The organism is Streptococcus sp. 2021WUSS126, from assembly GCF_044427255.1.
Classification (GTDB): Bacteria; Bacillota; Bacilli; order Lactobacillales; family Streptococcaceae; genus Streptococcus; species Streptococcus hashimotonensis.
In genome coordinates, this window is sequence record NZ_JAOTGI010000014.1 from 25,904 (window position 1) to 46,824 (window position 20,921).

The window sequence follows — 20,921 nt, forward strand, 5'->3', positions numbered from 1 at the left end:
ATCTGACCTAATCAACTGTGCGGGGGCAGGAATACGAACTCTTTTGAATCCAAGAGTTCTTTCCTGCTCCCTTTTTACGAAAGGAAGAAGTATGGCAACTTATGAAACCTTTGCGGCGGTCTATGATGAAATCATGGATGACAGCTTGTATGATAAATGGACAGATTTTAGCTTGCGGAACTTGCCACAAGGCACCAAGACAATTTTAGAATTGGCCTGTGGAACAGGGATTCAGGCTGTGCGTTTTGCTCAAAAGGGTTATGAGGTGACAGGGCTTGACCTGTCCTATGAAATGTTGGAATTGGCCCAGAAAAAAGCAGAAGCAGCCGGTGTCATGTTAGAGTTGGCCAAGGCGGATATGCTGGCTCTGAAAGGTGTTGGAGATTTCGATGCGGTGACCTGTTACTCGGACAGTCTGTGCTATATGGCGGACCAAGAAGCTGTTTTGCGGGTCTTTGAAGGAGTTCACTCTGTTCTCAATCAAGGTGGTACTTTCCTTTTTGACGTTCACTCCATCTATCAAATGGAGGAAGTGTTTGCAGGTTATAGCTACCATGAAAACTACGAGGATTTTGCCTTTGTCTGGGATACCTATGAAGGGGAGCATGAGCATTCCATTGTTCACGAATTGACCTTCTTTGTCAAAGATGAGGACAGTCAAGAGGAGCGGTTTATCCGTCGGGATGAAGTTCATGAAGAGCGGACCTATCCGATTGAAACCTATATGGAATGTTTGAAACAAGCTGGTTTTACATCTGTGGAAGTCTTTGCGGACTTTGAAGATCAAGCTCCGACAGAAACTAGCCAGCGGTGGTTTTTCAAGGCGGTCAAGGCATGATTTCAGGGATTATTGCAGAATACAATCCCTTTCACACGGGACATAAATACCTGCTGGACCAGGCGGAAGGCTTGAAAATCGTGGTTATGTCTGGCAATTTTATGCAACGGGGTGAGCCAGCCATCGTGGATAAGTGGACACGGGCTCAGATGGCTTTGGAACACGGGGCAGATCTTGTTGTTGAGATGCCCTTTTTGGTGTCGGTCCAGTCGGCTGACCATTTTGCTAAGGGAGCAATTAGCATTTTACACAGGCTAGGTGTGGAAAAACTGGTTTTCGGTACGGAAGAACTGCTGGATTACCAGAAAATTGCGGATATCTATGTGGATAAGTCGGAAGAGATGGAAAATTTTGTAAAAAACTTGCCAGACAATCTCTCTTATCCGCAGAAGACCCAGGCCATGTGGCAGGAGTTTGCTGGGCTGACCTTCACAGGTGATACGCCCAATCATATTCTGGCTCTAGCTTACGCTAAGGCGGTGGCTGGAACAGGTATTCAGCTCGGTCCAGTTCTGCGGCAGGGGGCTGGTTTTCATTCGGAAGAAGTTGCTACGACCTACGCCTCGGCAACGGCTATCCGAAAGGGTGTTGACCAGCTGGACTTGGTGCGTGGCTTTTTGCCATCTGCCAATCTTTTTGAAGAGGCGGCCAAGGTGAGCTGGGACCAGTATTTTCCCCTGCTCCGCTATCAGATTGCGACCCACCGAGATCTCAGTCAGGTCTTTCAGGTGAACGAAGAACTAGCCAGTCGTATCCGCTCTGCCATTGGGAGCGTAGCGACCGTGGAGGAGTTAGTGGATGCTGTTGCGACCAAGCGCTACACCAAGGCGAGAGTGCGGCGGGTACTGACCTACATATTGGTCAATGCGGTGGAAACTCCCTTGCCAGAAGCAGTCCATGTCCTAGGCTTTTCGGCTCGAGGCCAGGCCTATCTCAAGACCGTCAAGGAGCGAGTGGGCTTGGTGACGCGGATCGGCAAAGAGCCCTGGGACAGGCTGACCCAACAGGCGGATGCAGTCTATCAACTGGGCGCTGACGCAATAGCAGAGCAAACCTACGGGCGCGTGCCGGTGAGGGTGGAGTGAGATGAATTCATCAAAGAATAGGAAGTTTTTGTAGTTGACTTGAAAACTTTCCTATTTTTTTTGTATAATTTAAGTAGAAAAATCAAAGGAAATAAGTCATGAAAAATTGGATGGACTATTTTAAGCCTCACATTGTAGATAGGGGTTACAATTTATTTTTGGATGACGCTGTTCAAGGGCTTGAAGAGGTAGGTGAGGGCTACTATGCTCTTGTCTCTGGTAGTCAAGTTTATCAGGTGGAGATTGACTTGGAGCATGGTCAGCTGGTCAGTATGTGGTGTGAGTGTCCTCATGCTCAGGAGATGAACCACTGCAAGCACATGGCTGCAGTCTTGTTTGCCATTTCTGAGTTGGAGGGTCAGCCAGCTGTTGAGGGGAAGGGACAGTCACTTGCCCAGCTCTTGGATAAATTGACAGTTGAGCAACTACGGGCTTTTGTTCTTGAATTAGCTCAAGAAGATAGGGAACTGGTTAATCGAATTCAGCTGCGTTTCTCGACCCAGTTAACTTCACAGCAAGTGGAAAATGTGAAAAAGGAAATCAGAGACCTGGGTTTGCCTTTTGAGGACAGGCGTATGGGCTATATCGAATATAGGCAGACTAGGGATTACGAACGGGCCGTGGAAAAGGCCATGCATCAGTATCTCCAGCCCTTGCTAGATAGATGTGAGTATGAGAGTTTCTTGGCTGTATCAGATGCCTTCTATCATCAGATTTGCCAACAAGAGTTGGATGATTCCAATGGAACGACTGGTAGTCTACTTTATAGCCTTGCTGGCTACTGGCAGCATTTATTGACTGTAGCTCCGGATAAGATTGTCCAAGAATTACTGGACTGGTGCTTAGGACAGCTAAGTGGCTATGAGGTTGCAGAGGATCTTCTCATGGAATTTGTGGAAATGGAGTTTCAAGAAGAAACCTTCCTTGAGCAGAAATTGACCTATTTTCAAGCGGTCTTGCAGACGATAGAAGAAGGAGATAAGTCCTCTTGGTCATGGAAGTTCCGTCGTGATCGATTTGCCATGCTCTGTTACAGGTTGTTGGTTCAGTTGGGCTCTAGTGAGGCAGACTTGCTGACCTTCCAGGCCAATCATTGGGAGGTGGCTGGACTTCGTAAACTGGCCATTACCCAGGCTGTAGCAAGTCAGCAGCTAGACCGGGCAGTTCGTCTCTTGCAGGAAAGTAAGCGCTTGGATGCCCAGTATAGAGGACTGGTGTCGGATTACAGCCAGCAGCTACGGGACATTTACCGGTCTCAGGGGCAGGATGACAAGGTGAGAGAAGAACTGCTGGAGATGATTTTTTCAGCTGGTGATACTGATTTGGATCTGATAGAGGAGTTGCGGGACTATGTTTCTAGGGAAGAATGGCAGAGCTATTTAGATGATTTGCTGGAGGATCGTCGTTTCCAGTCACAGCAGTTGAAGTTGTTGCAATTGGCAGACCGACCGCAGGAATTATTGGACCGCATTACAGCAAGTTATTGGTTCTTAGAAAATTTGGACCGGTTCGAGGACTACTTATCAGAGAAACTGCCTGAGCAATTACGAGATTCCTACGCCCAAGCTGTCAGTCAGCAGATGGAGGTGGCTAGTAGTCGAAGTCACTATCGCCAGTTAGCAGGGTATTTAGTAAAAATTGCAGGTTTACCTGATGGAAAAGTGGTGAGTACCAGCCTTCGCACCTCGTGGAAAGTCCAGTATCCGCGACGCAAAGCCATGATAGAGGAATTAGATGCAGTGAGGTGGTAGGATATGGCAGTTTGGTTTCAAGATGTGGTCGATGCATTGCAGATGCTGAGTCAAGATGACAGGTATTATTATGATAGTCACCTAGATGCATTAGTCTACCTGTCTGTTGAGAAGACGGGACTTGAAGCCCATGATGGTTTAAAAGAAGAGATTGAGGAGGATGTGATGGGACGGTTTATACGGCTGCCGACCTATTATGACTTCAATCCCTACACATTCATGGAGCGCTATGTTTATCATTTGCCTGATGGTGACTTATCTGACCGCCTGTCTCGAGCTATTCGAGGTCGCGGTGCTTTTAGGTGTTTTAAGAGTGAGCTAGAGAGATGTGACCGCTTGGAAGATTGGTATGCCTTTGAGACACAATGTTACAAAGAACTTGTACTGGAATGGTGCCAGGAAAATAAGATTGCTATTGTGGATAATCGGTTGAAGAAAATGTAGTATTTCCCTTGACTCTCACCTTACGTTATCTCTTATACTGGGCATAGAGAGGAGATTTCTATGAACGAAAATTGGACAGTTAAGCAGGTCAGTCGGTTGACAGGATTGACGGTGAGGACCTTGCACCACTATGACCAGATTGGTTTGCTCAAACCAGCATTTGTGGCTGAAAATGGTTATCGCTACTATAATCAGGAGGATTTGGCTCGTCTGCAAGAAATTCTTTTATTTCGTGAGTTGGATTTTCCTCTCAAAGATATTCAGCAGCTTCTGGACGTGACGGAAGTCAATCGTCAGCAGGTCTTGCGGGACCATATCACCCTTTTAGAGCTCAAAAGGGAACGGCTGGATCGCATCATCAATCACGCCAGATTGCTCACAGAAAAAGGAGGAGAAGCCATGGATTTTCACGCATTTGACAGCAGTCAACTAGAAGCCTACAAGGCGGAGGCAAAGAAACGTTGGGGACAGACCTCGGCCTATTCCGAGTTTGAAGAAGGTTACAATGCCAGTAAAGACCGGGTGTTTGCCCAAGAGATGCAGGCTATTTTTGAGGTTTTTGGAAAAATGCAGAGCTTGGGAGCCGTTCATCCAGATGTGCAGGCTCAGGTAGCCAACTTGCAGGCCTATATCACGGAAAATTTCTACACCTGTACCAAGGAAATCTTACAAAATCTAGGTCTTATGTATGTTGAGGACGAGCGATTTTCAGCCAATATCGACCGAGCAGGTGGACCAGGCACAGCAGCATTTGTCAGTCAAGCTATTGCGATTTATTGCAAAGAATAAACGAAAGAAGTCTAGTGAGAACTAGGCTTTTTTATGTTCATCTTGGCTATGTACATATCAATTTAATTATGACTTGGAGGTACATTGCTAAATTTTAAAATATTAGAAGCAAAACAAAACGATTATATATATGTACGTGTGATTTGGCGGCACAAATAAAACATTATTATTTTTTTATGATTGAGTAAAAATACTTGACAAAATCGATTGCTATACTAGTATAGCAGGGCTTGACACTACGGGCAAGCCCTTCCTAATTAGCGTTAAAAGTAATTATGAACAAGGGGAATAATTAATGTTTTACACTTATAAAATAGGTATTTCTGCTGAGGAACATGATTCATTTGTAAAGCAATCGCCACAGGCTAACCTGTTGCAGAGTAGTCAGTGGGCAACCGTAAAAAGTGAGTGGCGAAATGAGAGACTAGGCTTTTTTAAAGATGGGAAATTAGTGGCAGTTGCTTCTCTTCTTATCAGAAGGTTGGTAGTACCATTTGGTTTTACGATGATTTATATACCAAGAGGTCCAGTAATGGATTATGAAGATGCTGAATTAGTGTCATTTGTATTTAAGTCCATAAAAGAATTTGCCCTCCGAGAACGCAGTGTTGTTATAAAATTTGATCCATTTATTCGACTATCTAGTAAAACTATAATAGGAGATAGGGAAGAAGAATTAAATGTACTTGCCGTCAAAGATAGGATTGTTGATTTGGGAGGAATTTGGTCTGGTCGAGTGCAGACCATGTCGGCTACAATCCAACCTACTTGTCATGCAGTATTATATAGCGAATCTTTCTCAGAGGAATCACTAAATAAACGAGTTCGACAAAATATTCGGTCGGCGCGTAATAAAGGTATTGAGATTCGAATTGGTCGTGAGGAATTGTTAAGAGATTTTTCAGAGCTATTAAAAAAGACTGAGGAGCGCAAATCTATTCGCTTGCGGGGGAGAGAGTATTATCAAAAAATATTGAATGCCTATCCAGAAAATTCTTATATTGTAGTTGCCTATTTGGATTTAGCAGAGAGATATGAACAGTTATCTTATCTTGAAGAAAAATTAGTAAAAGAGGCCATGGCCTTCACGTCCACTACAAGACAATCGAAGATTGAAAATTATAAAAAAGAAACCCGAAGAATAAATACAGAATTAGAAATGATAAATTCTCTGACTCGTAACGGGAGTAAGCTAGTTCCATTGGCTGGTACTTTGACAATAAATTTTGCAGGAACATCTGAAAATATCTATGCTGGTATGGATGAAAAGTTTAAACATTATCAGCCTGCTTTACTAACATGGGTGGAGACAGCAAAGTATGCTTTCGAACGAGGTGTGAAATGGCAAAATTTAGGAGGAATAGAGCCAACTTTAGACGGAGGCCTTTATCACTTTAAATCACATTTGAATCCAGTAGTAGAAGAGTATATTGGGGAGTTCGACCTTATTGTTTCGCCAATATTATATAAGATTTTTCAAGTTTTACTGGAAATTAGAAAAAAATTAAGGAAGAAAAAATAATGACTTTTTGTCAAATAACTAAAGAAGAATTTTTAAAGCATTGTCAACAAGTAAATGAAAAATCATTTTTTCAATCCATTGAAATGGCTGGATTACTATCCAAGCGAGGATACGATGTTCGCTATGTTGGTTTTAAAAATTCACAATTAGAGATCGTTATTTCTACTTTGCTTTTCTGTAAGAAGATGGCTGGTGGTTTGTATATGGAATTGAATTCTGGACCGCTGGTTACCGATGATGCTTATTTAGAGGAATTTTATCAATCTTTAAAAAACTATGCGAAGCGTGAAGGCGTACTTGAATTGGTGGTCAAGCCTTCCCAAACCTATCAAGTCTTTGATAGTGTAGGGAATCCAATTAGTGAAGCAGATACTCAACTAATTGAGAAGCTGGTGCAACTTGGATTTAAACATGATGGCTTACAAACAGGTTATCCAAATGGAGAGCCTGTTTGGCATTATGTGAAGGATTTGCAAGGGCTAAGTCAAGCAAGTTTAACAGATTCCTTCAGTAAAAAAGGGAAAACATTGAGTAAGAAGGCAAACAGTTTTGGTCTGAAGGTTACGCGCTTGAGCAGGAGTCAGCTTTTTCGTTTTCAAGCAATCACAGCTCTCACCTCTAAAAAAAGAGGATACGAAGACAAGACATTGGCATATTACCAAGATTTTTTTGATTCTTTTGGAGAGCAGGCGGATTTCTTGATAGCCAGTATCAATTTTTACAGCTATTTAGACCATTTGGAAGAGCAAAGTGACAGACTACAACTAAGAATTGCGGAATTGTCAGATCGTTTGCGGCTATTTCCTCAGTCCAAGAAGAAGCAAAATGAACTCCGAGAGTTAATGGCTCAGCTAACCAGTTTTGAACAACGAAAATGCCAAGCCCAACAATGGATTGAGGAATATGGAACTGAGGATGTGGATATAGCTGCCAGTCTCTTTGTTTACAGTCGTCGGGAGTTGGTTTACCTGTTCAGCGGTTCCCGCACAGAGTTTGGCAGTTTCTATGCTCCGATTCTCCTACAAGAATTTGCTATGCGGCATGCAATCAGCCTATCCCTTCCCTTTTACAATCTCCTTGGCATTCAAGGAAACTTCGATGGTTCTGATGGTGTTCTTCGATTCAAACAGAATTTCAATGGGTATATTCTACGAAAAGCAGGTACTTTTCGCTACTATCCCTATCCGATACGGCATAAAATCTTGCAGATTATCAAGAACATAGTAAAATAGTAAGAGATACTTTGCCAAAGGAGACACCCCATGATTCAACCTATTATGAAAGATATTTTCTTCTTGCAGCAGAAGTCGGAGCCTGCGACTCAGCTAGATGTGCAGGTCGGTCAGGATTTGCAGGACACTTTAGCAGCCAATGCTCACGCTTGTGTGGGCATGGCGGCCAACATGATTGGCGTCAAAAAGCGGATTATCATCGTCAACATGGGCTTCACCAACCTGGTCATGTACAATCCTGTCCTCATCAGCAAGACAAAGCCCTATCAGACTGAGGAAGGCTGCCTATCGCTGGAAGGTAGCCGTCCGACGACACGCTATCAGGAAATTGAAGTGGAGTTTTTTGATGCTTCATGGAAAAAGCAGAGCCTAAAGCTGACAGACTTCCAAGCTCAGATTGTTCAGCATGAACTGGATCATTTGGAGGGGATTATCATTTAATTGCTACCAAATCTACCGTCAGGTAGATTTTTTTATCGTCGTTTAGTTTATCTTTTATTACGTCGACGAGCGAGGAAACGTCGTTTCCTTATTTCCAACTTCAATCACTCCACCGGAGTGTTTGAACTCACCTTGCCTGATTGAAACAGTCTGGGGGACTGTTTCAAGTCAATGCCTAGAAACAAGAAAGCATTGAGTTATGTCTGCGGCTCGTTGCCTAGTACTAAAAGTAAACTAAAAGACTATATCAAAAAGTCAAAAAAGGTCAAACAAAACCATTGACTTTTACTGACCAATGATGTAAAATAAGTTTCGTAAGGTAAAGGACCTTACGAATTCTTTGAACAAAAGGTCAGTTTAGGTCAAATGAAAAGGATTTGACTTACTCTTGGACCTATTGGTCAGTAAAAGACAAACTTCTGAGGAGGTTAATATGAAAGACAGGATTATACCCTATTAGCTATTTTTTTAAAACAAAGGTCAGTAAAAGTCAAAAACAATAGAATTTATAAACGAGGTAAAAACTATGAACAACAATTTCAATAACTTTAACAATATGGATGACATTTTCAATCAACTTATGGGCAACATGGGTGGTTACAGTACAGAACGTCGTCGCTATGCCATTAACGGTCGTGAAGTAACACCGGAGGAATTTGCCATTTACCGTCAGACAGGCCGCCTGCCGCAGACAGAAGAAGTGGCTCAAACACAGGCTAAAGGTCAGATAAAGTCAGATGGGATTCTTGCAAAACTTGGTCGCAATTTGACACAAGATGCGCGTGAAGGTAAGTTGGATCCAGTCATTGGACGAAATAAGGAAATCCAAGAAACCTCTGAAATTTTGGCACGTCGGACTAAGAATAATCCTGTTCTGGTCGGTGATGCGGGTGTTGGTAAAACTGCGGTAGTAGAAGGCTTGGCTCAAGCCATTGTCAATGGTGATGTACCAGCAGCCATTAAGAACAAGGAAATCATCTCCATCGACATTTCAGGCTTGGAAGCAGGGACTCAGTATCGTGGGGCTTTTGAGGAAAATGTGCAGAATCTTGTGGATGAAGTTAAAAAAGCTGGCAATATCATTCTCTTCTTTGATGAAATTCATCAGATTTTGGGAGCTGGTAGCACTGGTGGAGACTCAGGTTCCAAGGGCTTAGCAGATATTCTCAAACCAGCCCTGTCACGTGGGGAGTTGACCGTTATTGGTGCGACTACACAGGACGAATACCGCAATACTATTCACAAGAATGCTGCTCTGGCTCGTCGTTTCAACGAAGTCAAGGTCAATGCTCCGTCCGCAGAAGATACCTACCAGATTTTGAAAGGTATCAAGCCGCTTTATGAAGCCCACCACAATATTGAATTGCCTGATGAGGTTTTGAGAGCTGCGGTTGATTATTCCGTCCAATATATTCCACAACGTAGCTTGCCTGATAAGGCTATTGACCTGGTCGATGTGACCGCTGCTCACTTAGCTGCACAACATCCTGTGACGGATATTCAGACCTTAGAAGCAGAAATGGCTGAGGCAAAGCAGTTGCAGTTGGAAGCAGCTGAAAAAGAGGATTATGAAAAAGCCTTGAATGAAAAGGTCCGTATTGATAAGCTCCAAAAACAGATTGACAACCACACGGAGCAACAGAAAGTGGTGGCGACTGTTAATGATGTGGCTCAGGCGGTTGAGCGAATGACAGGAATTCCAGTTTCTCAAATGGGAGCTTCTGACATTGAACGACTCAAGGAATTGAAAAATCGTCTGGCAGCTAACGTTATCGGTCAAGACGATGCGGTGGAAGCTGTATCTCGTGCCATTCGTCGGAATCGTGCAGGTTTTGATGACGGCAACCGTCCGATTGGTTCCTTCCTCTTTGTCGGTCCGACAGGTGTGGGTAAGACAGAGTTGGCAAAACAGTTAGCGCTTGACTTGTTTGGTAACAAGGATGCCATTATTCGTTTGGATATGTCTGAATACAGCGATCGGACAGCTGTTTCCAAATTAATCGGTACCACAGCTGGTTACGTTGGATATGATGACAATTCCCATACTCTTACCGAGCGTGTCCGCCGCAATCCTTACTCCATTGTCCTCTTGGATGAAATTGAAAAAGCAGATCCACAAGTGATTACCCTCCTTTTGCAAGTGCTAGATGATGGGCATTTGACTGATGGACAGGGCAACCAAGTCAACTTTAAAAATACCCTTGTCATCGCGACTTCAAATGCTGGTTTTGGTTATGGAATGGCAGAAGGTGAAGAAAATCAAGACATCATGGACCGCATCGCCCCATTCTTCCGTCCAGAATTCCTCAACCGTTTCAACGCAGTTATCGAATTCAAACACTTGGGCAAAGAAGACCTCAAGGCTATCGTAGATTTGATGTTGGCCCAGGTCAATAAGACCCTGGCTAAAAAAGGTATTCAGTTAGAAGTGACCGAGGCTGCCAAAGACTTCTTGATGGAAGAAGGTTATGACCAGGCTATGGGAGCCCGTCCTCTGCGCCGTGTCATTGAAAATCAGATTCGAGACAAGGTAACAGATTACTATTTGGATCATGTTGATGTCAAATATCTGGAAGCGGATGTGGTTGATGGAAGCATCCAAATAAAAGAGCAAAGCTTTGCTTAAAAATAGTGAATAATTCGAAAAATCGGATAGAAATATCTGATTTTTTCTTTTTTGTTATTCGCTAACAAATGCTATAAAATAGGCTTTCTAGAGCACATTAAAACTTTTTTCATAAAATCCTTGACAAGTGCAAACGTTTGCGTTAAACTATATTCGTAACCGACAGAAAGGAAAACGTTTTTATGACAAATCGTACCAGTGGAATTTTGATGCATATTACCTCACTTCCAGGTAAGTTTGGTATTGGTACTTTTGGACAGTCTGCCTATGATTTTGTAGATTTCTTGGTGGAAACCAAGCAAACCTACTGGCAGATTTTACCACTAACAACTACAAGCTATGGAGATTCTCCTTACCAGTCTTTCTCTGCTATTGCAGGAAATACACACTTGATAGACTTTGACCTCTTGGTTGAAGATGGCTTATTGGCAACAGAAGATTTCCAAGATGTAAATTTTGGAGATAATCCTGAAAAAGTAGACTATGCTCTTATCTATCAAGTTCGCCGACCAATTTTGGAGAAGGCCGTTCAAGCATTTTTACAAGATGATAAGAAGAAGGCTGCTTTTCTAGAGTTTGAAAAGGCTAACTCATCTTGGTTGACAGATTATGCGGAGTTCATGGCTATCAAGGAATACTTTGGTAATAAAGCTCTCCAAGAATGGGAAGATAAAAAAGTTGTAGCTCGCAACGAGGAAGCACTTGATAAGTACCGCTTAGAATTAGCAAATCAAATCGACTACTACAAAGTCACCCAGTATTTCTTCTTCAGCCAATGGAAGCAATTGAAAGAATATGCCAACAAACACCACATCAAAATCATCGGAGACATGCCAATCTATGTTTCTGCTGATAGCGTTGAAGTTTGGACAAAACCCCAACTATTCAAATTAGACAGTGAACGCAAGCCGCTTTATGTAGCAGGTGTACCAGCTGATAACTTCTCGGCAGATGGGCAATTATGGGGAAATCCTATTTACGATTGGCCAGAACATGAAAAAACAGGCTATAACTGGTGGATTTATCGTATCCATGAAAGTTTCAAACTTTATGATGTCCTTCGGATTGACCATTTCAAAGGTTTCTCAGACTTCTGGCAAGTTGATGGTAAGGCAGAGGTGGCAAAAGTTGGAACTTGGGAACCAGGTCCTGGCTACAATCTCTTCAAGGCTGTCAAAGAAACACTTGGAGACCTTCCAATCATTGCAGAAGACCTTGGAAACATTGACGCTAAAGCTCGCAAATTGCTTGCAGATTGTGGCTATCCTGGCATGAAAATCTTAGAATTTGGTTTCTTTGATGTAACAGGTAAGAGTATTGATGCTCCACACCGTTGCATTCCAAATTCAGTTGCCTACACTGGAACTCACGATAATGAGGTTGTCAACGGCTGGTACAACAATCTTGATCCAGAACAACAAGAATACGTGGACGCCTACAGCAACCGTAAGCCGATTGAAAAAGTTAGCCAAGCTATGCTCCGTATGCTGTTTGCAACAGTGAGTGATACAGCTATTGCAACCATGCAAGATGTCCTAGACTTGGGTGAAGAAAGTCGAATGAATATGCCGTCAACTATCGGTGGAAACTGGGAATGGCGCATGAAAGCTGAAGACTTGACCCAAGAACGCAAAGACTTCTTGACAAAAATGACATTACTATACCAACGAGGAAATGAAAACCATGACTAAATTTACAACATTTGCAGAAACAAACACTTCGAAAAAATTAGCTGATTTGACAAATGAAGAAATCTATCTTCAATTGTTAAACTACGTAAAAGAAGCTGCAGCTACAAAACCAAAAAACACAGGAAAACGTAAAGTTTACTATATCTCAGCTGAGTTCCTTATCGGTAAACTCTTGTCAAACAACTTGATCAACTTGGGTGTTTATAAAGACGTTCAAGCAGAATTAGCAGCAGCTGGTAAATCATTGGCTCAAGTTGAAGACGTTGAACCAGAACCATCACTTGGTAACGGTGGTTTGGGACGTCTAGCTTCATGTTTCGTTGATTCTATGTCAACACTTGCTATCAACGGTGAAGGTGTTGGTCTGAACTACCACTGTGGTCTTTTCCGCCAAGTATTTAAGAAAAATGAGCAAGAAGCAGAGCCAAACTTCTGGATTGAAAATGATTCTTGGTTGATTCCAACAACTATCAGCTATGATGTTCCATTCAAAAACTTCACTTTGAAATCAAAATTGGATCGTCTTGATATTCTTGGCTATAAAAAAGAGACTAAGAACTACCTCAATTTGTTTGATATTGAGTCAGTAAACTATGACTTGATTACAGATGGTATTTCATTTGACAAGACTGATATTAAAGAAAACTTGACACTCTTCTTGTACCCAGATGATTCTGATAAGAACGGTGAATTGCTCCGTATCTACCAACAATACTTCATGGTATCAAATGCTGCTCAACTTTTGATTGATGAAGCAATTGAGCGCGGTTCAAACTTGCATGACTTGGCTGACTACGCTTATGTGCAAATCAACGATACTCACCCATCAATGGTGATTCCTGAGTTGATCCGTCTTTTAACTGAAAAACATGGTATTGAATTTGCGGAAGCAGTTGCCATCGTTAAGAATATGACTGGTTACACAAACCACACTATCTTAGCGGAAGCGCTTGAAAAATGGCCACTTGAGTTCCTTGAAGAAGTGGTGCCGCACTTGGTTGATATTATCAAAGAATTGGATGCCCTTATTCGTGCAGAAATTAAAGACCCAGCAGTCCAAATCATTGATGAATCAGGTCGTGTACACATGGCTCACATGGATATCCACTTCTCTAACTCAGTGAACGGTGTAGCTGCGCTTCACACAGAAATCCTCAAAAACTCTGAATTGAAAGCTTTCTACGAGCTTTACCCAGAAAAATTCAACAATAAGACAAACGGTATCACTTTCCGCCGTTGGTTGGAATTTGCCAACCAAGACCTCGCTGACTACATCAAAGAATTGATTGGCGATGAGTACTTGACAGATGCTACTAAACTTGAAAAATTGCTTGCCTTTGCTGATGACAAGGAAGTTCATGCTAAGTTGGCTGAAATCAAGTTCAACAATAAGTTGGCTCTCAAACGTTACCTTAAAGACAACAAAGGTATCGAACTGGATGAAAATTCTATTATTGATACACAAATCAAACGTTTCCACGAGTACAAACGCCAACAAATGAATGCTTTGTATGTTATCCATAAATACCTTGAAATCAAGAATGGTAACCTTCCAAAACGTAAAATCACTGTTATCTTCGGTGGTAAAGCGGCACCTGCCTACATCATTGCACAAGACATCATTCACTTGATTCTTTGCTTGTCAGAGTTGATCAACAATGACCCAGAAGTAAATAAATACCTCAATGTTCACTTGGTAGAAAACTACAATGTGACAGTTGCTGAGAAACTCATCCCTGCAACAGATATTTCTGAGCAAATCTCATTGGCTTCTAAAGAAGCGTCAGGTACTGGTAACATGAAATTCATGTTGAACGGTGCATTGACACTCGGTACCATGGACGGTGCCAACGTTGAGATTGCTGAGTTGGCTGGCATGGACAACATCTATACATTTGGTAAGGATTCAGATACCATTATCGACTTGTACGACAAGGCTGGTTACGTATCTGCGGACTACTACAATGGTGATGCCAACATCAAACGTGCGGTTGACTTTATCGTTAGCGATGAGGTAAAAGCACTTGGTAACGAAGAACGCCTTGCACGCTTGCACCATGAATTGATTTCGAAAGACTGGTTCATGACCTTGATTGACTTGGCTGAATACATCGAAGTAAAAGAACAAGTCTTTGCAGATTACGAAGATCAAGATTCATGGAACAAGAAAGTTGTTCATAACATTGCTAAAGCTGGATTCTTCTCTTCAGACCGTACCATTGAACAGTACAACCAAGACATCTGGCACAGTAACTAATTGAATTCCAACAATTAGTAGGAAAGTTGATTGAACCACTCCAAAACTTATCAGATCAATACTTCCTATGTGTTGAAGAATAAAAAACTATCAGTTTTTACCATTATTGGTGCTCTCCTTAGTATATAAATGCAAAGAATGTCTCTGCAAAAAAGCGGAGACATTCTTTTTATAACTATAAAATTCTAGAAGTTTTGTACACTTGGTCGAAAAAATCGAAAGTTTCCTTTTACCGTTTCGCCATAGAAACAAAGCTTACCTTATCAGGTCGATAGCTAATTGTTCCATACTGGAAAGCTTGACCATTTGAAAGATAGGTGATACTAGTGACCACGACGACCATATCATAGTCTCCTAAGTCCATCAATTGTTTTTCTTCTTCGTTTGCAAAACGGAAGGAGATTTCACGTCTGGAATGAGAAATTGTTAAATGGAGTTCTTCTTCTAAGTAGCGGTAAATAGAGCTTTCGGCAATTTCTTTGCTGAGATAAGGGACGACCCTACGGTCAAAATAGGAAATGTCATATTCCAATCGCTCACCGTCAATTGTCCGTACCCGACTCACTCGATAGAAATCTACCTTATCATCAACTTCGAAAGTTGACATTAAGTCTTCCTGACCTTGAATAATATAAAGCGAAGTAAGTTGGGTCTGGATTTGGTGCTGTGATCTTTTGTTCAATTCGCCCGCTGTTTTAATTTCAGAAAGATACTGGTCCTTCATTAGACCATGTTCGATAACAATAGAAGATTTCCCCTGTTTCTTTTGAATATAACCATCCATTTCAAGAAGAGATAGTGCTTTGCGAATGGTGTCCTTGGAGTAGGAATACACTTCCATTAATTCATTTTCTGTCGGTAGAGCCTGTCCAGTTGACCAAACCTGCTCTTCAATTTTTTTCTTAATATCTTGATAAACTTTTTTATACTTACTCATAGTTTCCTGTCTTTCTACCCATTAGTGTATCATAAAAGAGCCAGAAAGGGGCAATACATCTATTTTATTTAGTAGAACACACAACTTTTACGTAAAAGTTTAAAATATTACGGAAAAGCTATTGACTAATGCAAACGTTTACGTTATACTATTTCTATAAAAAGAAAACGGTTACGCATTTTCAGAGAGAGGGGGAGCAATGAAATTACTAACAATTAATGTCCATGCCTGGTTAGAAGAAAGGCAGGATGAAAAACTAGATGTTTTAGCCCAAACAATAGCTGAAAAGGCTTATGATGTCATCGCTCTTCAAGAAGTCAATCAGCTCATAACTGCTGATTTGGTAACGAAAGACTTGAAGGCGGATAATTATGGCTTGATTTTATTAGAAAAATTAAGAGCCTTAGGACAATTTGACTATTCATATTATTGGAGCAACTCACATATCGGCTACGATAAGTACGAAGAAGGGATTGCCTTTCTTACCAAGTTGCCAGTTTATGAAGTGGATCCATTTTATTGTAGTCAGAATAAATCTGTTGATTCCATCCTATCACGAAAAATTATGGGCTTGACGGTCTTCTATCAAGACCAGTTGATCGACCTGTATTCTTGTCACATCAATCTTCCAGGGAGTGAAGAGGAAGACCAGCTTGATAACATTCGTACGATTGTGGAACGGACTGGCAATAGACGTTTTAAGATTCTCATGGGAGATTTTAATACCGATGCCTTCTCAGATCGAGAGGCCTACGAAGCGATTACAGAGCTTGGGCTTTATGATTCATACAATCTAGCGATGGAAAAAGACCAGGGGATTACGGTTGAAAAGGCTATCGATGGCTGGGCTGGTCACAGTCAGGAAAAACGATTGGATTACATTTTCTTAAATCAGAAAAAGGAAGTTTTATCCAGCTTAGTGATTTTCAATGGAGAGAATCGTCCGATTATTTCAGACCATTTTGGTGTGGAAGTTGAAATTAATGTATAAAATGGCACAGAGCCAAAAAATAAAGGAGAAAAAATGAAAAAATTTCTTAGTTTCGAATTTTGGCAAAAATTCGGTAAGTGTTTAATGGTCGTGATTGCAGTTATGCCTGCAGCAGGTCTTATGGTTTCTATCGGAAACTCTATTCCGTTAATCAGCTCAGAATCAGAACTCTTGATTCGTATTGGGAATATTATCGCCCAAATCGGTTGGGGGATTATCGGAAACCTTCACTTGCTCTTTGCCTTGGCTATCGGTGGTAGCTGGGCTAAGGAAAAAGCTGGCGGTGCTTTCTCGGCAGGTCTTGCTTTTATCTTGATTAACTTGATTACAGGTCACTTCTTTGGTGTGACGACTGACATGCTTGCAGATGCAGCGGCAACCGTAACTACTGTTTTTGGAACAGAGATTCCAGTTTCAGGCTACTTCGTCAATATCTTGGGTCAACCTGCTCTGAACATGGGTGTCTTCGTTGGTATCATCGCTGGTTTTGTAGGGGCAACAACCTATAACAAATACTACAATTACCGCAAATTACCTGATGTTTTGACCTTCTTTAACGGTAAACGCTTTGTACCATTTGTAGTTATCTATCGCTCAGTTCTTGTAGCGCTAGGATTAGCTATCTTTTGGCCGGTTGTTCAAACAGGAATCAACAGCTTTGGTAAATGGATTGCAAGCTCACAGGATACAGCACCAATTCTTGCGCCTTTTGTTTATGGTACCTTGGAACGTTTGCTTCTTCCATTTGGTTTGCACCACATGTTGACCATTCCAATGAACTATACGTCACTTGGTGGTACCTATGACATCTTGACAGGTGCACAAGCAGGTACACAAGTATTTGGACAAGATCCGCTCTGGTTGGCTTGGATTACAGACTTGATCAACCTCAAAGACGCTGGTGATATGGCTCAGTACAATGACCTTCTTGCAAACATTACTCCAGCCCGTTTCAAAGTTGGTCAAATGATTGGTTCATCAGGGATTTTGATGGGATTGACTTACGCTATGTACCGCAATGTGGATGAAGATAAAAAACATAAGTACAAAGGTATGTTTATTTCATCAGCACTTGCCGTATTCTTGACAGGTGTAACAGAACCAATTGAGTTTATGTTCATGTTTGCAGCAATGCCACTTTATGTCGTTTATGCTTTTGTACAAGGTGCGGCTTTTGCCATGGCTGACGTTGTCAACTTGCGTATGCACTCATTTGGTAATATCGAATTCCTTACACGTACACCGATGGCGATTAAAGCTGGTATCGGTATGGATGTTATTAACTTCATCTGGGTAACAGCCCTCTTTGCGGTTGGTATGTACTTCATTGCCAACTTTATGATTAAGAAATTCAACCTAGCAACAGCTGGACGCAATGGTAACTATGATACAGAAACAACAGATGTGGTTTCGAACTCAAACGTAGATACTGCAGACGCCAATTCACAAGTAGTTCAAATCATCAACTTGCTTGGTGGTCGTGATAATATCGCAGATGTGGATGCTTGCATGACTCGCCTTCGCGTTAGTGTTAAAGATGTGGCACAGGTTGGAGATGAAAATGCTTGGAAACAGGCTGGTGCTATGGGCTTGATTATCAAAGACTCAGGTGTTCAAGCAGTCTATGGACCAAAAGCGGATGTTCTCAAATCAGACATTCAAGACTTGCTAGAATCAGGTGTAGCTATTCCTCGTACGGAAATTGTTGCGACAGAAGAAGTTGCTCCTGAGACTCAGTTTAAAGGTGTGACGGAGACAGTTTACTCTGTTGCTGAAGGGCAAGCTATTGGCATTACAGAAGTAAAAGACCCAGTCTTCTCACAAAAAATGATGGGCGACGGTTATGCAGTTGAACCTAGCTCCGGCAATGTCTACGCACCAGTTTCAGGTATTGTAACTAGTGTCTTCCCAACTAAACACGCTGTCGGTATTTTGTCTGACAAGGGTGTAGAAGTCTTGGTGCACGTCGGCCTAGATACGGTTGCGCTAAACGGTGCTCCATTCTCAGCTAAGGTAACAGATGGCCAACGCGTTGAAGCAGGAGACTTGCTCCTTGTTGCAGACCTTGAAGCTATTCGCTCAGCAGGACGTGAAACAACCATCGTCGTTGCTTTCACAAACACAGCAGAAATCAAATCTGTCAGCCTTGAAAATCTTGGACAGGTCAGTCAAGATAGCCAAGTTGCGACAGTTGAGTTGTAAAAAGTAAAAGACAAGTTCATCAGAGCTTGTCTTTTGCCTTTAAAAATCTTCTCAATCCTTTCCATTTATGGTATAATAAAGCGATTTTATAAAATGTAGGAGGTTCCCCATGGGACGTAAATGGGCCAATATTGTAGCCAAGAAAACCGCAAAAGACGGTGCTAACTCAAAAGTTTACGCCAAATTTGGTGTTGAAATCTATGTAGCAGCGAAAAAGGGTGACCCAGATCCAGAAACAAACTCAGCGCTGAAATTCGTTATCGACCGTGCTAAGCAAGCGCAGGTTCCAAAACACATCATTGATAAAGCCATTGACAAGGCAAAAGGAAACACGGACGAAACCTTCGTGGAAGGTCGTTACGAAGGCTTTGGACCAAATGGTTCTATGATTATCGTTGATACCTTGACATCAAACGTAAACCGTACCGCAGCCAATGTTCGCTCTGCCTTTGGTAAAAACGGTGGAAACATGGGTGCATCTGGTTCCGTATCATTCATGTTTGATAAAAAAGGTGTGGTTGTATTTGCAGGTGATGATGCGGATGCCATCTTCGAATTGCTCCTTGAAGCAGATGTCGAAGTCGATGATGTAGAAGCAGAAGACGGCACAATCACTGTCTATACAGCCCCAACTGATCTGCACAAGGCAATCGTGGCACTTAAAGAATCAGGAATCCAAGAGTTCAACGTCACTGAACTTGAAATGATCCCGCAATCAGAAGTATCACTTGAAGGCGATGACCTCGCAACATTTGAAAAACTCTACGACGCCCTCGAAGACGACGAAGACGTCCAAAAAATCTACACGAATGTAGATGGCTTCTAATAAAAATGACTGTCCGGGGGACAGTCATTTTTATTAGAAGGTTGGAGATGAGAACCAGCGACAGCTGGTTTTCTTTTTATCTAAAAATAGAGTAGCACTTTTTTTATATTAAAAGGTTGGAAATAGAAATCGTCGGCAGACGATTCTCATTGCACGTAGGATGTCCTAAAAGGTTGGAGATTGGAACTGCTGCTAGGCAGTTTTCTTTGTATCCAATTGCTCAAAGACGATAGTTGGTTGGAACTAGAGAGTGGGGGATTTTATCTTAAGTTCGAAGAAGGTACGATGGAAAAATTTTCGGTGGCTGATAGTAGAGTGCTTGACAGATGAGGTATAAGGAAAAACTATAGCCAGGCTTTGGAAATATCTATTTGAATGGTCACGGGTTTTCTGTTATCATAGAACGGTAATAAGATTAGGAGAATATATGTCAAATAATTTACTTGTTTTACAATCAGATTTTGGTTTAGTTGATGGTGCAGTTTCAGCGATGATTGGTGTTGCTCTCCAAGAATCGAGAGATTTAGTTGTTCACCATCTAACACATGATATTACTCCGTACAATATCTTTGAAGGTTCTTATCGCCTCTTTCAAACGGTCGAATACTGGCCGGAAGGGACAACATTTGTTTCGGTTGTTGACCCAGGAGTTGGTTCAAAACGTAAGAGTGTAGTAGCTTTGACCGAACAAAATCACTATATTGTAACGCCAGATAATGGGACGCTATCCTTCATCAAAAAATATGTGGGGATAAAGGCGGTTCGAGAAATTTCAGAGGTGGCCAATCGCCGTGCCAATACAGAACATTCGTACACCTTCCATGGTCGAGATGTTTATGCCTATACGGGAGCTAAATTGGCTTCTGGACACATTAGCTTTGAAGAAGTTGGTCCAGAATTAAGCGTGGATAAGATTGTGGAAATTCCAACAGTCCCAACGGAAGTTGGTCCAGATTATGTAAAAGGCGCAATTGATATTCTAGATGTTCGATTCGGCTCGCTTTGGACCTCGATTACGAGGGAAGAATTTTACACCTTGCAACCGCAGTTTGAAGATCGCTTTGAAGTGACCATATACAATAACGACATGCTTGTGTATCAAAACCAAGTAACCTACGGCAAGTCCTTTGCGGATGTACGCATCGGACAGCCATTGATTTATATCAATTCCCTCTATCGTGTAGGTGTTGCGATTAATCAGGGCTCATTTGCCAAGGCTTATAATGTCGGTGTAGGTCAAAACTGGCATATTAAAATCAAACGTATTAGTAATTAAAGAAATTTTAGGA

The 20,921-nt window shown here is 41.9% G+C and carries 16 protein-coding genes; 15 read left to right on the forward strand and 1 reads right to left on the reverse strand.

From position 1 onward, the window contains the following. Positions 1–91: 91 nt before the first annotated feature. The 11 genes from ODU39_RS06760 (at position 92) to glgP (ending at position 14,676) form a co-directional block, all read left to right on the forward strand. The gene (locus ODU39_RS06760) at positions 92–838 is read left to right on the forward strand and encodes a class I SAM-dependent DNA methyltransferase (protein ID WP_398580133.1); all 747 of its coding nucleotides are present in this window, start codon (positions 92–94) and stop codon (positions 836–838) included. Further along, on the forward strand, positions 835–1,923 hold the full coding sequence (locus ODU39_RS06765; protein WP_398580134.1) for a nucleotidyltransferase: 1,089 nt from the start codon (positions 835–837) through the stop codon (positions 1,921–1,923). The genes ODU39_RS06760 and ODU39_RS06765 overlap by 4 nt, the downstream gene beginning before the upstream one ends. Positions 1,924–2,021: 98 nt before the next feature. Beyond that, a complete protein-coding gene (locus ODU39_RS06770) occupies positions 2,022–3,674 on the forward strand; it encodes an SWIM zinc finger domain-containing protein (protein WP_398580135.1) in 1,653 nt (550 codons plus the stop codon). Positions 3,675–3,677: 3 nt separating this feature from the next. Continuing rightward, on the forward strand, positions 3,678–4,118 hold the full coding sequence (locus ODU39_RS06775) for a UPF0158 family protein (RefSeq protein WP_172032978.1): 441 nt from the start codon (positions 3,678–3,680) through the stop codon (positions 4,116–4,118). Positions 4,119–4,178: 60 nt separating this feature from the next. Next, positions 4,179–4,907 carry a MerR family transcriptional regulator gene (locus ODU39_RS06780; protein ID WP_398580136.1) on the forward strand — a complete coding sequence of 243 codons (729 nt, stop codon included), beginning with the start codon at positions 4,179–4,181 and terminating at the stop codon, positions 4,905–4,907. 295 nt (positions 4,908–5,202) lie between these two features. Beyond that, entirely contained in the window at positions 5,203–6,429 is a 1,227-nt protein-coding gene (locus ODU39_RS06785) for a peptidoglycan bridge formation glycyltransferase FemA/FemB family protein (RefSeq protein ID WP_398580137.1), read from the forward strand. Further along, on the forward strand, positions 6,429–7,661 hold the full coding sequence (locus ODU39_RS06790) for an aminoacyltransferase (protein ID WP_398580138.1): 1,233 nt from the start codon (positions 6,429–6,431) through the stop codon (positions 7,659–7,661). Before ODU39_RS06785 ends, ODU39_RS06790 begins: the two co-directional genes overlap by 1 nt. A gap of 30 nt (positions 7,662–7,691) precedes the next feature. Continuing rightward, positions 7,692–8,102 (forward strand): peptide deformylase, encoded by a 411-nt coding sequence (locus ODU39_RS06795; protein WP_398580139.1) that lies wholly within the window; start codon positions 7,692–7,694, stop codon positions 8,100–8,102. A gap of 526 nt (positions 8,103–8,628) precedes the next feature. Then, positions 8,629–10,728 (forward strand): ATP-dependent Clp protease ATP-binding subunit, encoded by a 2,100-nt coding sequence (locus ODU39_RS06800; RefSeq protein ID WP_398580140.1) that lies wholly within the window; start codon positions 8,629–8,631, stop codon positions 10,726–10,728. A 182-nt stretch (positions 10,729–10,910) separates the two neighbouring features. Next, entirely contained in the window at positions 10,911–12,419 is a 1,509-nt protein-coding gene (gene malQ / locus ODU39_RS06805) for a 4-alpha-glucanotransferase (protein ID WP_011922661.1), read from the forward strand. After that, positions 12,412–14,676 carry a glycogen/starch/alpha-glucan family phosphorylase gene (gene glgP / locus ODU39_RS06810; RefSeq protein ID WP_105121089.1) on the forward strand — a complete coding sequence of 755 codons (2,265 nt, stop codon included), beginning with the start codon at positions 12,412–12,414 and terminating at the stop codon, positions 14,674–14,676. The genes malQ and glgP overlap by 8 nt, the downstream gene beginning before the upstream one ends. A 229-nt stretch (positions 14,677–14,905) precedes the next feature. On the opposite strand, the gene ODU39_RS06815 is transcribed toward glgP, so the two are convergent. Next, complete coding sequence (locus tag ODU39_RS06815) at positions 14,906–15,613, reverse strand: UTRA domain-containing protein (RefSeq protein ID WP_004194205.1); 708 nt, start codon at positions 15,611–15,613, stop codon at positions 14,906–14,908. Between the two features lie 199 nt (positions 15,614–15,812). Here ODU39_RS06815 and ODU39_RS06820 point away from each other — a divergent pair, with 199 nt between their 5' ends. From ODU39_RS06820 to ODU39_RS06835, 4 genes are all read left to right on the forward strand, one after another. After that, the gene (locus ODU39_RS06820; protein ID WP_014637507.1) at positions 15,813–16,604 is read left to right on the forward strand and encodes an endonuclease/exonuclease/phosphatase family protein; all 792 of its coding nucleotides are present in this window, start codon (positions 15,813–15,815) and stop codon (positions 16,602–16,604) included. A gap of 33 nt (positions 16,605–16,637) precedes the next feature. Next, complete coding sequence (locus ODU39_RS06825; RefSeq protein WP_398580141.1) at positions 16,638–18,806, forward strand: PTS transporter subunit IIBC; 2,169 nt, start codon at positions 16,638–16,640, stop codon at positions 18,804–18,806. Positions 18,807–18,915: 109 nt separating this feature from the next. Then, positions 18,916–19,632 (forward strand): YebC/PmpR family DNA-binding transcriptional regulator, encoded by a 717-nt coding sequence (locus tag ODU39_RS06830; RefSeq protein ID WP_004194195.1) that lies wholly within the window; start codon positions 18,916–18,918, stop codon positions 19,630–19,632. A gap of 427 nt (positions 19,633–20,059) precedes the next feature. Further along, the gene (locus tag ODU39_RS06835; protein WP_398580142.1) at positions 20,060–20,908 is read left to right on the forward strand and encodes an S-adenosyl-l-methionine hydroxide adenosyltransferase family protein; all 849 of its coding nucleotides are present in this window, start codon (positions 20,060–20,062) and stop codon (positions 20,906–20,908) included. The last annotated feature ends 13 nt before the right edge of the window (positions 20,909–20,921 follow it).

Bases quoted from the DNA above. Each gene is read 5' to 3' on its own strand.
- ODU39_RS06760 (WP_398580133.1), top strand. From the start codon at position 92: ATGGCAACTTATGAAACCTTTGCGGCGGTCTATGATGAAATCATGGAT.
- ODU39_RS06765 (WP_398580134.1), top strand. From the start codon at position 835: ATGATTTCAGGGATTATTGCAGAATACAATCCCTTTCACACGGGACAT.
- ODU39_RS06770 (WP_398580135.1), top strand. From the start codon at position 2,022: ATGAAAAATTGGATGGACTATTTTAAGCCTCACATTGTAGATAGGGGT.
- ODU39_RS06775 (WP_172032978.1), top strand. From the start codon at position 3,678: ATGGCAGTTTGGTTTCAAGATGTGGTCGATGCATTGCAGATGCTGAGT.
- ODU39_RS06780 (WP_398580136.1), top strand. From the start codon at position 4,179: ATGAACGAAAATTGGACAGTTAAGCAGGTCAGTCGGTTGACAGGATTG.
- ODU39_RS06785 (WP_398580137.1), top strand. From the start codon at position 5,203: ATGTTTTACACTTATAAAATAGGTATTTCTGCTGAGGAACATGATTCA.
- ODU39_RS06790 (WP_398580138.1), top strand. From the start codon at position 6,429: ATGACTTTTTGTCAAATAACTAAAGAAGAATTTTTAAAGCATTGTCAA.
- ODU39_RS06795 (WP_398580139.1), top strand. From the start codon at position 7,692: ATGATTCAACCTATTATGAAAGATATTTTCTTCTTGCAGCAGAAGTCG.
- ODU39_RS06800 (WP_398580140.1), top strand. From the start codon at position 8,629: ATGAACAACAATTTCAATAACTTTAACAATATGGATGACATTTTCAAT.
- malQ (WP_011922661.1), top strand. From the start codon at position 10,911: ATGACAAATCGTACCAGTGGAATTTTGATGCATATTACCTCACTTCCA.
- glgP (WP_105121089.1), top strand. From the start codon at position 12,412: ATGACTAAATTTACAACATTTGCAGAAACAAACACTTCGAAAAAATTA.
- ODU39_RS06815 (WP_004194205.1), bottom strand. From the start codon at position 15,613: ATGAGTAAGTATAAAAAAGTTTATCAAGATATTAAGAAAAAAATTGAA.
- ODU39_RS06820 (WP_014637507.1), top strand. From the start codon at position 15,813: ATGAAATTACTAACAATTAATGTCCATGCCTGGTTAGAAGAAAGGCAG.
- ODU39_RS06825 (WP_398580141.1), top strand. From the start codon at position 16,638: ATGAAAAAATTTCTTAGTTTCGAATTTTGGCAAAAATTCGGTAAGTGT.
- ODU39_RS06830 (WP_004194195.1), top strand. From the start codon at position 18,916: ATGGGACGTAAATGGGCCAATATTGTAGCCAAGAAAACCGCAAAAGAC.
- ODU39_RS06835 (WP_398580142.1), top strand. From the start codon at position 20,060: ATGTCAAATAATTTACTTGTTTTACAATCAGATTTTGGTTTAGTTGAT.